Annotated in this window: 9 protein-coding genes; all 9 read right to left on the bottom strand. The window is 65.1% G+C overall.

The window, feature by feature from the left end; all coding sequences use genetic code 11:
- Nucleotides 1–1,580: 1,580 nt before the first annotated feature.
- Nucleotides 1,581–4,115, bottom strand: a complete 2,535-nt coding sequence (locus tag HMPREF1478_RS03955) for an FtsX-like permease family protein (RefSeq protein WP_016460796.1) — start codon at nucleotides 4,113–4,115, stop codon at nucleotides 1,581–1,583.
- A 29-nt stretch (nucleotides 4,116–4,144) separates the two neighbouring features.
- A complete protein-coding gene (locus HMPREF1478_RS03950; protein ID WP_016460795.1) occupies nucleotides 4,145–4,909 on the bottom strand; it encodes an ABC transporter ATP-binding protein in 765 nt (254 codons plus the stop codon).
- Between the two features lie 528 nt (nucleotides 4,910–5,437).
- Nucleotides 5,438–7,189 (bottom strand): ABC-ATPase domain-containing protein, encoded by a 1,752-nt coding sequence (locus HMPREF1478_RS03945; RefSeq protein ID WP_016460794.1) that lies wholly within the window; start codon nucleotides 7,187–7,189, stop codon nucleotides 5,438–5,440.
- 101 nt (nucleotides 7,190–7,290) lie between these two features.
- Complete coding sequence (locus HMPREF1478_RS03940) at nucleotides 7,291–7,971, bottom strand: hypothetical protein (protein WP_016460793.1); 681 nt, start codon at nucleotides 7,969–7,971, stop codon at nucleotides 7,291–7,293.
- Between the two features lie 115 nt (nucleotides 7,972–8,086).
- Nucleotides 8,087–8,533 (bottom strand): proline-rich domain-containing protein, encoded by a 447-nt coding sequence (locus tag HMPREF1478_RS03935; RefSeq protein WP_016460792.1) that lies wholly within the window; start codon nucleotides 8,531–8,533, stop codon nucleotides 8,087–8,089.
- A 161-nt stretch (nucleotides 8,534–8,694) separates the two neighbouring features.
- Nucleotides 8,695–9,240: a hypothetical protein gene (locus HMPREF1478_RS03930; RefSeq protein WP_016460791.1), complete on the bottom strand. Its 546-nt coding sequence runs from the start codon at nucleotides 9,238–9,240 to the stop codon at nucleotides 8,695–8,697.
- Between the two features lie 198 nt (nucleotides 9,241–9,438).
- Nucleotides 9,439–11,595 carry a class 1b ribonucleoside-diphosphate reductase subunit alpha gene (nrdE, locus tag HMPREF1478_RS03925; protein ID WP_016460790.1) on the bottom strand — a complete coding sequence of 719 codons (2,157 nt, stop codon included), beginning with the start codon at nucleotides 11,593–11,595 and terminating at the stop codon, nucleotides 9,439–9,441.
- Nucleotides 11,565–11,981, bottom strand: a complete 417-nt coding sequence (gene nrdI / locus HMPREF1478_RS03920) for a class Ib ribonucleoside-diphosphate reductase assembly flavoprotein NrdI (RefSeq protein ID WP_016460789.1) — start codon at nucleotides 11,979–11,981, stop codon at nucleotides 11,565–11,567. The genes nrdE and nrdI overlap by 31 nt, the downstream gene beginning before the upstream one ends.
- A 327-nt stretch (nucleotides 11,982–12,308) precedes the next feature.
- Nucleotides 12,309–12,560, bottom strand: a complete 252-nt coding sequence (gene nrdH / locus HMPREF1478_RS03915) for a glutaredoxin-like protein NrdH (protein ID WP_016460788.1) — start codon at nucleotides 12,558–12,560, stop codon at nucleotides 12,309–12,311.
- Between the last annotated feature and the right edge of the window lie 1,866 nt (nucleotides 12,561–14,426).

Here is a 14,426-nt window from a genome sequence, read left to right as displayed (position 1 = left end):
GCCGGTGGCGGGGCCTAGCCGCGGTGCCTAGCCGTGGCCGGTGGCGGGGCCTAGCCGCGGTGCCTGCAGACGACAGCAGCACCCAGCCGAACAAATTTCGCACGTAATTTCCCTCGGTCATTTTTTGAGACCACCCAAAAACGTTGCAATTCCAACGGCACGAATTCAATGTTTGAAGTAATCACAGGGGAATTACGTGCGAAATTACTGATCGCGCACGTTAACCCGATAGGTGGCGGCCTGGGCCCTTTCATGCGCACGTTAACCCGATGGGTGGTGGCCTGGGCGGGCTGCCCACCGTGCCACCAATAGGGTTTAGCTGCGCATTAGCGGGTTAAGGCTGCCAGTAGTGGGGCCCAGCTGCCAGATCCGACTCGCATCCGCCTCGCCCGCAGCGCCGAATAGCGCAATCGATGCGTCCACACCCGCCAATTCCGCCAAAGTGCAGACCCATTCAGCCAAAACAGGACATTTTCAGCGATTTTCGCCCAATAGGTCTGCACTTTGGCGGCCACACCCCCTTCGACTCGCGTCCGCGCCGCCGCCAGTCGGGGGGAATTGCACTACACGGGGGTCCGACACGCCGGCGACACGCCGCAAGAAGGCTTCGTGTAGTGCAAAACCCCCCATCGCCACCAACCTGAAGTGCGCCGCGTCGCCTCCAAGACCGGCGCAGGGCCGCTTGGCGCGAAAAAGTTCGCCCAACACCGCCCCTCCGGCGGCTCTTCCGCGAAAAAACTCGCCCGGCACGGCCCCTCCGGCGGCTCTTCCGCGAAAAAACTCGCCCGGCACGGCCCCTCCGGCGGCTCTTCCGCGACAAAACTCGCCCGGCACGGCCCCTCCGGCGGCTCTTCCGCGAAAAAGTTCGCCCAGCATGCATAAAAACGCCGAATTTGGGCCATTTTGAGCGCGCGGGGCGAACTTTTTCGCGCTTTCACGATCTAACAGGGACGCAGGGAGAACTTTTTCGCGCGTGCAGACGTAGGCCCTCCAGTGCACTACCCATCAGCGACCGGGCCCCACTGGTGTGGAGGGCACCGGCGAGCCCGGAGGGCCAGGCTGCGGTGCCCGTGGGCGGCGGGGCCCGGCCGCGGTATCCACAAACGACAGCAACACCCAGCCCAAGCAAATTTCGCATGCAATTCCCCCACGACACGAATCAACGCGCGCTCAAAAACCGCAGAATATCAACGATTAGATTTCAATACTTGAAATACACTCAGGGGAATTGCATGCGAAATTGCTGGATGACAGAGGGGCCTGGCTGCGGTGCCCGTAGGCGGTGGCAGGGCCTGGCCGGGCTTCGAGGCGACGCGCCGAACCAGACAACAGCGACCGGGCACCACTGGTGTGGAGGGTGCCGGAGGGTCCGGAGGGCTAGGGCGGGCTTCGAGATCGACCACTCCGAGCGAAGCTCGCGTGTGGCGATCTCGCGGGCGGCCGGGCCCGACGGCGCCCGGAACACCCGTGGGGCCACCAGCAACACAAACCAACGGGTGGGGTGCCTCGCGGCACCCCACCCGTCATCAACACCCGGTCTTTCAACCGCGGTTAATCAACCGCAGTCAATCAACCAGCACTCACTCCGTCGCCAGCGCCTCGGAGGGGCTGACCTTGGCGGCCCGGCGGCCGGGCAGCCACGACGCGATCAGCGCGGACACGATGGCCACGACGCACACGCCGACCAGCTGCAGCCACGGCACGCTCAGCACGGGAGTGGCCCCCTCAACCGGCAGGCTCATGACGCCGACCCACCCGAAGGCGACGCCCATGCCGACACCGATGAGCGCGCCGGTCAGCGACAGGAACAGCGCCTCGAGGGCGAGGAGGCTCTTCATCTGGCGTCGCGTCAGGCCGAGGGCCCGCAGCAGCCCGTTCTCGCGGGTGCGTTCGGCGACCGACAGGGACAGCGTGTTGGCCACGCCCACGAGGGACACCAGGACGGACACGCCGAGCAGTCCGACGAGGACGAGCATCAGCCGGTCGATGATCTTCGTGTACATCTGGCGCTCCAGCGCGGAGCCGTTGACACTCAGGTGCGAGTCCTTGAGCAGCGCGGCCTGGACGGTCTCGGCGTCGGCCCCGTCGGCCATCTTGATGATGATTGCCTGACGCTCGAGCGACGTCGCGATGGATCGCAGGGTCTTCTCGGAAACCTGGGCGGATCCAGTGCTGCCGTTCTTGTCGTAGGTGGCGCTCAGGTCCACGCACGACTCGGCGCACAGGCGCAGCGTCTGCCCGGCCAGGGCCTCGTCGCCGACGCGCACCTGGTCATCACCCATCTGCTTGACGGTCGAGTGGGTGACGCCCGTGTAGTCGGGTTCTCCGGTGATCATGACCGACGAGGCCTGGGCCTCGTCCTCCGACCCGGCTCCCTCGGTGGGGGCGTAGGCGGGCGCGCCCGAGGTGGTCGTCAGGGTGCCGGGGGCGGCGTACTGGGCGACGGTGGCGGCGACGCCGTCGGTGGCCGCGATGGCGGCCTGCTGGTCGTCGGTGAGCGCCCCGGTCGTGGAGGTGGCCATGAGGTCGAAGGGGCGGGCGTCGTTCACGGCGTTGGTGAGGGTGGTGCGCACGGAGGCGGCGCCGACGATGATGGTGACGACGAGGGTCACGCCGATGATGATCGCGGTGCCGGTCGCGGAGGTGCGGCCGGGGTTGCGCATCGTGTTCTCGCGGGCCATGGCGGACAGGGTGCCGGGGAAGGCCGAGCCGAACGCCCGGGTGAGGGCGGGCAGCAGCACGGAAGCGACGAGCAGCGCGCCGAGGAGGGCCAAGAGCGACCCGCCGAAAGCACCGAGGAACTTCGTGCCACCGCTGTCCGAGCGCCACGCAAGGGCCACGGAGGCGCATCCGGCCACCGCGATGAGCGCGCCGATGATGAAGCGGACGGTGTGCTTCTTTCGGGCGGCGGCCCCGGCCTCGTTCACGGGGGCGAGGGCGGCGACGGGAGCGACGCGGGAGGCCGCGCGGGCCGGGAAGACTCCAACCAGGGTCGTGAACAGGGTGGCGCCCAGCCACGTGAGGCCCAGCTGCCAGACGGAGGCACCCGCCAGCGCCGCAACGACGCTAGAGGCCAGGCCGGTTCCCGCCTCCGCGAGCGCGCCAATCAGCCAGCCGAGCGCGACGCCAATCGCGGATGAGATCGCTCCGATCGCGAGGGCCTCGCGAGTCACGAGCGAGCGGACCTGTCGCCTGGTTGCTCCCAGCGTGCGCAGCAGCGCCAGTTCGCGGGTGCGCTGCGTGAGAACGACGCGGAATGTCGAGGAGACGACGATAGAGGCCACGAGCGCCGCGATCGCCGGGAAGATCAGCATGATGCCCATCGTCATGGACGCTCCCAGGCGCGCCTGGTTGAGGTCGTCCTGGATTGCCTTGTGCACGCTGGTCACGGTCACGCCCGAGACGCCACTCAAAGCGGAGTTTGCTGTTGCCACCCATTCGTCCTGGGTGGCGCTGGGAGGGTTTGCGTTGCTGTCCGTATCCGCTGCGCTGGTGGCGACGATGAACTTCCCGGAGGCGGTCGTCCCGAAGATCGCGGAGAAGCCGCCGTCGGTCACGTAGCTGGCGGGCACGCCCATGCTGATGGTGTTCGAGCGGGTGGTGCCGACGACGGTGAGGGTGCGGTAGTCGCCCTCGGTGAATCCGGCGCGCACGCGGACGGTGTCGCCGACCTTCAGCGAGAGGGTCAAGGCCGTATGCTCCGGGATGGTGATCTGGTCGTCGGCGGTAGGGGCGGTTCCGGCGCTCAGGTCGAGGTCCGCGAAGGGCTTGGGGGCCAGCGGCGAGACGTAGAGGCCGGCGCGCGTCGCGTCGGTCTGGGCGTCGGCGGGCCACTGGGCCATGTGCTTGATGGCGGTGACGCCACTGGTTGCGCTCAGGGTCTTTTCAGCGCTCTCAATGGCGCCTTCGGGCGCGTCGTCGTTTTGGGAGACGACGATCGTGCCGCCTCGGTACTGGCTGTAGACGCTGGAGGTCAGGCCCGAGGTCATCGCCGTCATGACGATGAGGGTGATGACGATGAAGGCCGTGGAGATGGCGACGGCTAGGCCGGTGGAGATGTAGCGGCGGCCGTGGGAGCGCAGGTTGGCACTCAGGAGGGAGTTTGTTGCAGACATGAGATGAGCCTTGGGGTGTGGGCGCGCGTTCAGCGCAGCGCCGCGGTCAGGTTGTCGGCGGTGATGTCGCGCAGGTCGGAAACGATGCGCCCGTCTCGGCACACGAGGACGCGGTCCGCGTAGGCGGCGGTGGCGGTGTCGTGGGTGACCATGATGACGCTCTGTCCGAGTTCGTCGACCGCGCGGCGCAGCAGGTCCATGACCTCGCCGGTGGAGTGGGAGTCGAGGTTGCCGGTGGGCTCGTCCGCGACGATGACGGCAGGGCGGCTCATGAGGGCGCGGGCGACGGCGACGCGCTGCTGCTGGCCGCCGGACATCTCGGAGGGGCGGTGGCTCAGGCGGTCCGCGATGCCCAGGGAGGTGACGATGAGGTCGAACCATTCCTTCTCGGGGGTGGCCCCAGCCAGGCGCATGGGCAGGAGGATGTTGGCGCGCGCGTCCAGGGTGGGCACCAGGTTGAAGGACTGGAACACGAAGCCGATGCGGTCGCGGCGCAGCTTGGTGAGCGCGGTGTCTTTCAGAGCGGTGATGTCGGTGTCTTCGACGAAGACGTGTCCGGAGGTGGGGGCGTCGAGGCCGGCGAGGATGTGCATCATCGTGGACTTGCCGGAGCCGGAGGGGCCCATGATGGCGGTGAATTCACCGGCGCCGAAGCCGACGCTCACGTCGTCGAGGGCGCGCACCTGTGCGTCGCCGCTTCCGTAGATTTTGGAGACGCCCTGGAGTCGGACGATGGACGAGGCCGGGGCCGGTGCGGCCGCGGGGGCCTGCGCAATTGTTGTGTTCGTGTTCATGCATCCATCGTGCGCCTGCGGCGTGGGTCACCGCTACGGAGGTTTCCCCTGATTGATCCCCGAGACCACCCGGGGTCGTCTCGGGGGTGGCCCCATGGTGTTCCTCGGGGCCGACCGCCGTAGCTCCCGTGTTATGTGCTCGCGGGATTGTTGGTCCGGACCGCACCGCCCATGAGTGAGGACGCAGATACCTACCAGAAATTTCGCATGCAATTCGATTGCATGAACTTTCAACAAAGCCCAGAAACGTTGCAATTCCAACGATGCCAATTCAAATCCTGAAATAGTCACAGGGGAATTGCATGCGAAATTGCTGGGTGCACGATAGCCACGTTGGCCTGGCTGCGGTGCCGGTGGGCGGTGGCGGGGCCTGGCCGGGCTTCGAGACGACGCGCCGAGCGAAGCTCGCAGCGCGGACGGCTCGCGGGCGGGCCGCCGCCCACCGGCACACACAGCGGCCGGGGCCTCCGGCGCCTGGAACACCAGCGGGGCCACAAGCAACCCGGCCCAGCAGGCAGCCAAGAACGACTACGACTCTGAGACCTCGCCGCGCGGCTCGCGCAGGGACAGTCCGCGGTAGCGGTTGATGGCAGCGCCCACGTCGATGAGGCGCGGGCGCGCCAGGAACGCTGGGTAGGAGCGGGCGCCGAACTTGCAGACGGCATCCAGGCCTTCGGAGGCGAGGCGCCGTCCGAGCTTGGCCATGAGGTCGGGCATGGACTGTTTGCCGGCCATCTCTTCGAGGACGCCGCGCACGCACCAGGCGATGGCCTCGGCCTGCCCGGGGTCGACGACTGCGGCGACGTCGGAAATGTCGACGGTCGATCGGTCGATGGTCAGCACGGTCGTGCCCGAGGCCTTGGTGCGCGGGCGGTCCACGCGGGCCTTCGCGGCGGGCACGCGGGGTGCCGCCTCCCAGCTGGTGGGGGCATCGGTGCGGGGGCGCGGCAGGTCGGCCACGACTGAGCGCGCGCGGGAGGTGACGTCGAGGCAGTGGTAGTTGTCCATCATGAGGACCCGGTCGGCCGCGTCGAGGAACGCGCCGGAGCCGCCGACGACCATGATGAGGGAGACCCCGGCCTCGGTGAGGGAGGTGACGCGGTCAACGAGGGGTGTGATGGGTTCCTTCTCGGCGGCGACGAGGTCGCGCATGCGTGTGTCGCGGATGAGGAGGTTGGTCGCGGAGGTGTCCTCGTCGATGAGGAGGGTGCGCGCACCCAGCTCGAGGGATTCGATGATGGAGGCGGCCTGCGAGGTGGAGCCGGAGGCGTTCTCGGTGGAAAACGACGTGGTGTCGGCGCCGCCGGGCAGGTGGGTGATAAACGGTGAGATATCGACGCCGGTGACGGCTCGCCCGTCGGCGGCACGCACCTTCGTGGCGGTGGGGTCGGTGGCGACGAGTTCGCGGCCGTCGCCGGGGATGTGCGCGTACACGCCCTGGGCGATGGCCTCGAGGAGAGTCGACTTGCCGTGGTAGCCGCCGCCCACGATGAGGGTCAGGCCCGGGGGGATCGCCATGCCACTCACCTCGCCGGCGTGCGGCAGGGTGACGGTGGCGCGCAGGGACTCGGGGGCGGAAAAGGCAACGACGCCGTCACCGGTCAGGGGCGTTTCGGAGATGCCGGATCGGCGCGCCAGCAGGGCCTCGTCGGCGACGAAGGACACCCAGCCGCGCTCCTCGAGGATCCCCTGGAGGGCGCGGTAGTCCTCGTAGGCGGCGACGTGGCCGAGGAGACGGGAGCGCTTGCGGGTCGTGTCCGGGTCCTCGGACACGAAGTCGAAGCAGTCCATGACGATGTTGGGCACATCCACGTCGAAGAGGCGGGCGGCGGTCTTGCCGAGGATCGTGCGGCCTCGCGCGGGGAGCTTGACCTGGAAGCGCACCTCGACGCGGTCGGGCAGGACGGTCGCGTAGGAGCGCTGGAGGATGAGGGCGCCAGCGCGGGCAATCGACACGTCGCGCGTGCCGCGGGCGCGGATAGCCTCGTCGAAGGAGCGGGCAATAAAGTCGGCGGCGGCCAGGCGCGCGTCGGACGAGGCCAGGGCGGCCTCGGGCAGTCCCATGGCCTCGGGCGTGGACCAGGCGCGCAGGGACGAGGGCGGGGCGTAGGGGTCGGCCTGCACGTGATCGATCGCGAGGGTGAAGTCCCCGTAATCCCAGGCACCGAGGGCGTTCTTGTAGAAGCCGTAGGGGCGTCCGTCCGCGTATCGCAGCTGGTCGAGGAGGTCAGCGTCGCTTCCGGACGTCGAGCGCGAGGGTGCTTCGTATCGGGGAGTCATACCCTCAAGAATACAGGCGGAGCCTGCAGGAACGGCATCACCGTTCCTACAGGCTCCCGTGTGTGAGGAGTCAGCACTGTCGAGCGACTCTCACGGTGGCGTCAGTCGAGGATAGCGACGATAACCCCGAGAATGAAGAAGAAGGCCTGGATGGACACCATGACGATCGAGACGATCTTCGCGGCCTTCGTCAAGCTCAGGATGTTCTGCGGCGCGCCCTGATTCTTGGCGTTGGAGTCGATGATGAAGGACCAGATCACCGACGGGATCGACACGAGGAACCACAAGACGAACCAGCTGATCACTGACACAACGATCGCGATGATCGCTTGGGTACGCAAACTGTCGAACTGCGCGGATGCGGGCGAGGGGTACATCGGCTGGCCGTACACGGGCTGACCGTATGTCGGCTGACCATAGGCCTGCTGGGGCTGGCCGTACGAGGCCTGGGCTCCCTGGCCGTACTGCGCGTACTGATCTGCTCCGGGCTGGCCGAACTGAGGCTGCTGGGCGTACTGGTCTGCTCCGGGCTGGCCGTACTGCGCGTACTGATCTGCTCCGGGCTGGCCAAACTGAGGCTGCTGGCCCTGAGCGGAGGCAGCGTAGCCGTCCTGCGAAGGAGCGTACGACGCGTCGCCAGAGCCGTTCGGCGCGTAGGACTGCTGTTCCTGGGTTGCGGGCGCGTAGCCGCCCTGCGAAGGAGCGTAGGAACCACTACCCGAGTCGTTCGGCGCGTAGGGGGCGTAATTATCCGCAGGGGTCGGGTTCAGGGGATCGCTCACTGGAGGCTCCAATTCTTCTCTCAGATCAATACGAGAAGCATCCTAACAGGAGGCTCGCACATACACGTGTGGGGTCCGGATCGAGACTCGATCCGGACCCCACACGGTTCACAACTCAGTAGTTCGAGCCCTCTGCCATGATGGCAAGAACAACAAAACCGATGATGAACACGAGGCCCAGCGCAAGGACGACAGCGTGGATGATCGTGCAGATCTTCGCGGTGTTACGAGCACTCGCCAGATCCGTTGCAATGTCGAGCGGGGCGCCGAGGTTCTGAGCCTCAGCCGTCATGTTGTTCGCCCAGATCCACATGCCGCCGGACAGGAAGAGGCCGCCGAAGATGAAGCTCACGAAGGAGAAGATACGAACGGTCGAGGCGTTCGAACGGATCTTCTCGAGCGCGGGGTTCAGCGCGTAGGCCTGGCCGTACGCACCCTGCGGGGCTCCCTGGGGGGCCTGGCCGTAGGGGGCCTGCGGCGCGCCCTGCGGGGCCTGACCGTAGGGGGCCTGACCGTAAGGGGCCTGACCGTTGGAGGGGTACTGATTGGTGGGATCGCTCATGGGATACTCCGAATGGAATAGGTCAGCAGATACGCGGCTCATCCTAGCGCACGCACAGCAGCATCAGTAACCAACGGTGACGGGAGAGCAATGCGCCACAGCTCGTCAGCGGCAGCGGTGGGCACCCCGCAGGGGATGCCCACCGCCGTCGCTCGGACGAATCAGTAGTCCGCCCCGCCCAACAAGGCCAGCATCAGCAAGGGGAAGACAAAGGAGAAGATGATCAGGAGCACGATGCCGACAATCTGAATGATGCTGCAGATCATCGCAATCTTTCGAGCACCACTCACATCATTCATCACGTCCATGGGGGCGTTAAGACCCTGGGCCTCGGACACGAGCATGCCACCCCAGACCCACGCGCCGATCGAGAGGATCGGCCCGATGGTGACGAAGCTGATAAACGCCATGATGCGAACCATCGATGCGTTCGAACGCACACGCTCAACGGCAGGGTTCAGGGCGTACCCGAAGCTCCCGTAGGCGGGCTGACCATAGCCCTGCGGCTGCCCGTAGCCCGGCATGCCCGGCCCCGCGCCGTACGGAGGCTGCCCCGCACCATACCCCGGCTGCCCCGCGCCGTACGGGGGCGCTCCCCCATACGAGGCCTGGGACCCATATGCCGACTGTGCACCGTACGCGTCCTGCTGGCCATAGCCACCTTGGTTCGCACGATCAACGCCGTAGGGATTCGTCAGATCACTCATCGCTTGCTCCGAGAAGAAGATGTGAGGGGATATACCCCCACATCATACGAGCGCTTTCTCGAAAATCCGAATAAACGACGACGCTCTCGCGCCATCACTCCCCCATTCCCCGGCCCCTCAGCCCCGGCCTCGTCCCCCATAAAACGGCGCGGGGGCCGGTTTCCCGACCCCCGCACCACCCGACAAACGGGCGTGACGTCACAGCATGCAGGACACGCAGCCTTCGACCTCGGTCCCCTCGAGGGCCATCTGGCGCAGGCGCATGTAGTACAGGGTCTTAATGCCCTTCCTCCACGCGTAAATGTAGGACTTGTTCAGGTCACGCGTCGTCACCGTGTCCGGGTAGAACAGCGTGAGCGACAGGCCCTGATCCACGTGCTGGGTGGCCACCGCGTAGGTGTCGATGATCTTCTCCGGGCCGATCTCGTACGCGTCCTGGTAGTACTCCAGGTTCTCGTTCGTCATGTACGGCGCCGGGTAGTAGACGCGGCCGATCTTGCCTTCCTTGCGGATCTCCACGCGGGACACGATCGGGTGAATCGACGACGTCGAATTATTGATGTACGAGATGGAACCCGTCGGAGGCACAGCCTGCAGGTTCTGGTTGTACATGCCGTACTTGGCCACGTCGGCAGCCAGGGCCTCCCAGTCCGCCTGGGTCGGGACCTTGATCGACGAGGCGGCGAGCAGCTCACGGCACTTGTCCGTGGTGGGAGCCCACTCCTCGTCAATGTACTTGCGGAAGAACTCGCCCGACGCGTACTTCGACTCCTCGAAGCCCTCGAAGGTCTCGCCGCGCTCGCGCGCAATCTTGCACGAGGCCTTGATGGCCTCGAACAGGACCGTCATGAAGTAGATGTTCGTGAAGTCGAGCGCCTCCTCGGACCCGTAGTGCACGCGCTCGCGCGCCAGGTACCCATGCAGGTTCATCTGGCCCAGGCCGATCGCGTGGCTCATCGCGTTACCGCGGGCAATCGACGGCACCGAGCCGATGTCCGACAGGTCCGAGACGGCCGTCAGACCGCGAATCGCCATCTCGATCGTCTTGGAGAAGTCCGGGGAATCCATGGTCTTCGCGATGTTGAGCGAGCCCAGGTTGCAGGAGATGTCCTTGCCGACGTGGGCGTAGGACAGGTCGTCGTTGTAGGTCGAGGCCTCGGACACCTGGAGGATCTCCGAGCACAGGTTCGACATGGTGATGCGGCCCTTGATCGGGTTCGCCTTATTCACCGTGTCCTCGAAGACGATGTAGGGGTAGCCGGACTCGAACTGGATCTCCGCGATCGTCTGGAAGAAGCGACGCGCGTTGATCTTCTTCTTGTGGATACGACCGTCGTCCACCATCTCGTGGTACTTCTCCGTCACCGAAATCTCGGAGAAGGGCACGCCGTAGACGCGCTCCACGTCGTAGGGGCTGAACAGGTACATGTCCTCGTTCTTGCGGGCCAGCTCGAACGTGATGTCCGGGATGACGACGCCCAGGGACAGCGTCTTGATGCGGATCTTTTCGTCCGCGTTCTCGCGCTTGGTGTCCAGGAACTGCATGATGTCCGGGTGGTGCGCGTGCAGGTACACGGCGCCCGCGCCCTGACGCGCACCCAGCTGGTTCGCGTAGGAGAAGGAATCCTCGAGCAGCTTCATGACGGGCACGACGCCGCTGGACTGGTTCTGGATCTTCTTGATCGGGGCGCCCGACTCACGCAGGTTCGTCAGCTGCAGGGCGACGCCGCCGCCGCGCTTGGACAGCTGCAGGGCGGAGTTGATGCCGCGCGCAATCGACTCCATGTTGTCCTCGATGCGCAGCAGGAAGCAGGAAACCAGCTCGCCGCGCGCCGCCTTGCCAGCGTTGAGGAAGGTCGGGGTGGCCGGCTGGAAGCGACCCGTCATGATCTCATCCACGAAGCTGCGAGCCAGCTCAATGTCGCCGCGCGCCAGGTACAGGGACACCATGGCGACACGATCCTCGAAGCGCTCCAGGTAGCGCTTACCGTCGAAGGTCTTGAGCGTGTACGACGTGTAGTACTTGAACGCGCCCAGGAACGTCGGGAAGCGGAACTTGTGGGCGTACGCCTGCTTGTACAGTTCCTTAATGTCCGCGAAGTCGTACTGGTCCAGGACGTGCTTCTCGTAGTAGCCCTCGTCCACCAGGTACTTCAGCTTCTCTTCCAGGTCATGGAAGAACACCGTGTTCTGGTTGACGTGCTGGAGGAAGTACTGGCGAGCCGCCGCACGGTCCGCGTCGAACTGAATGTGTCCGTTCGCGTCGTACAGGTTAAGCTGCGCGTTCAGCGCGTGGTAGTCCAGCTCCGGGGAGGGAGCTTCCTCTACGCCTGTGTCGGTGTAGTTTTCTGCCAAAACTGTTCCAGTCCTTCGCGAACTCTGGAGACGTCCTCGGGTGTACCGAGGAGCTCGAACTTGTACATGTGGGGGACCCCCAGCTTGGCCGCGATGATGTCGCCCGCGATGCAGTAGGCCTTGCCGAAGTTAGTGTTGCCCGACGAGATGACGCCCCTGCACAGGGCACGATTGTCGGGGTCGTTCAGGAACTTGATGACCTGTTTGGGCACCGCTCCCTTAATATTTCCGCCGCCGTAAGTGGGCACAACGAGCACGTACTCGTCGGTCACGTACAGGGGTTCATCCTTGGGAAGCAACGGGATTCGCGCCGCCGGGAGGCCGAGCTTTTCGACGAAACGGCGGGTGTTGCCCGTCGCCGACGAGAAGTAGACGACGATGCCCATGATGATCCTTCCTGCTTGGCGGGATGCTGAATCTCTAGTGTCTCACTGACGAGGCCCGGGCGGGCTCCCCTGGCTCGCGTGTCCCATGTGGGATGATCGACGCGTGCGGCTCGGCGTGTGCGCGCGCTGCTTGCGGCGGGCTCGTGCGCCGCTTGCCGGCGCACGCGCAAGGCCATCTGGTCAGCGATTTTCCCCGGCCCTGCCGATGCTTCACTCCCCCACTCCCGTGAGCGCGTGCGCGCCCTTTTCAAGCGAGCGAGCCCCGGCCTCGTCCCTGCCCGGATATACGAAAGCCCCGGCCTCGCGGCCGGGGCTTATCGGCCAGACTCAGGCCTGCAGCGCCAGGGGGGCGGCTGCGGCGGCGACGGCCTTGATACGGTCGGGGCGGAAGCCGGACCAGTGATCCTCGCCGGCCACGACGACGGGGGCCTGCTGGTAGCCGAGGCCCTTAATGAAAGCGAGGGACTCCGCGTCCTGGGTGACGTCGATCTTCTCGTAGGAGACGCCCTGCTTGTCGAGGGCGCGGTAGGTCGCGTCGCACTGGGGGCAGCGGGGCTTGGAGTAAACGGTGATCGACATGTTCGTGTCTCCTTGCGGCTCAAGGCCGGACGTTGGCATCCTGTGTTGACTTACTAGCGGCTCGTTCGCCGCGAACACGACAACACTACACCTCGTGGCCACCCGCGCAAGCGACCCCTAGATGTTGTGTGCGACGCCCCGACTGTGGACGAGGACAGAAGGGTCTGTGGATGGAGCGGGCGGTCAGGATCTCGGAGGGGTCGTTGCGGTTTGTCGCCCCCTTCGCGCAGGTGCGCGAAGATGCGCGCAAACATTGGGGTTTGTCGCTAACCTACGAGCACATTGAGGGGCCTCCACCACCCCCACACGCACCTGTGCACCCTGTGGACGGACACATCACCACCCTGTGTATAACCACCTGCCAACCACCCAAAAAATGTCGAGCGTCACACTCTTTGGCGGCGGCCTTGGGCGTGTCGCACCCGCACATCTAGGGGTCGTTGGCGACTAAGCGCCCCTACATGTAGGGGTTGGTGAAGGTTGAGGGGAAATCACCGGAATCCTGCAGAAAGGCAATCGCGGTGAGACGAACAGGGCACCAAGAAGGCTCCCCCAATGGCCAATGATCCCTACATCGAGGCGCCGGTGCGGGCCCTAGATACGGGCCCTAGATAGAGGTGCCCATATGCGCCCTAGATCCAGGAGGGCACCCCTAGATATGGACCGGTGCGCGAGATACGGACCGATGCACGAGATATGGGTCGATACACGCCCTCATCCTCTTTACCGGTACACACCCTCACTCTCTTTACCGGTGCACACCCAGCACACCACCGGCCACCCCAGTAACGTGCCCTCCCCCAATTTCGCATGCAATTCCACAACACAAGTGACACAGCATCCCGAACTAACACAAACCGGCATGATGCTCGCAGTGAATTGCATGCGAAATTGCTGGACAGCAACCAGTTATACCGAGTACCACCGAAACGGATGCACCCATGCGGCCTGCAGCCCTGGCTGCAGGCCCCTTGGTTCCCACAGTCGACTCGCAACGATCCCTAGCACCACGCCACGAAGCCTCCACCGGTACAAAACTCTCCCAGCACGCGGACCCGTCGGGCCCACCCGGTACAAAACTCTCCCCGCACACACAAAAACGCCGATTTCGGCCCACTTTCCGCACGCAGGGAGAATCTTTTCACGCTCACGCCAATAACAAGCCACGCAGGGAGAACTTTGTACCGCACGCGAGGCCGGTGCCGGTACAAAACTCTCCCAGCACGCAGCCCAGAGGGATCACCCGGTACAAAACTCTCCCAGCACGCGGCCCCGTCGGGCCCACCCGATACAAAACTCTCCCGGCACGCCCGAAATACCCCTTTTCGGCCCACGTTGAGCCAGCAGGGAGAGTTTTATACCGCTTCCACCAACACCAAGCCGAGCAAGGCGAAAAAAGTCACGCACCAACACCCCACCTCACCCCACCAAGGCGCCCCTCCCCCAATTTCGCATGCAATTCCACAACACAAGTGACGCAACATCACGAACTGACACACACCAGCATGATGCTCGCGGGGAATTGCATGCGAATTTCGGTACGCGCCCCTAGATTGGCGGCTTTCATGACACCAGCGTGCCGCCAGGAACACACAAGACCACAGCACCGCAACAAAACTCGCCCAACAACCCGCCTTCTCGGGCTCACCGCGAAAAAGTTCGCCCAACACAGCCCCTCCAACGGCACTTCCGCGAAAAAGTTCGCCCAGCACGCCAAAAAACGCTGATTTTGGGCCATTTTGGGTGCGCCGGGCGAACTTTTTCGCGCTCACACCCACGCCAAGCCGAGCAGGGCGAACTTTTTCGCGCACAAGACACAGCACAATGGCGACGCTGAAACCGACAACACCTCTTCGACCGAAAAAC

It is taken from the genome of Actinomyces sp. HPA0247 (assembly GCA_000411415.1).
Lineage (GTDB): Bacteria > Actinomycetota > Actinomycetes > Actinomycetales > Actinomycetaceae > Pauljensenia.
Note: the sequence above shows the minus strand (reverse complement) of the source record. Positions and strands in the feature narration are given on the sequence as shown.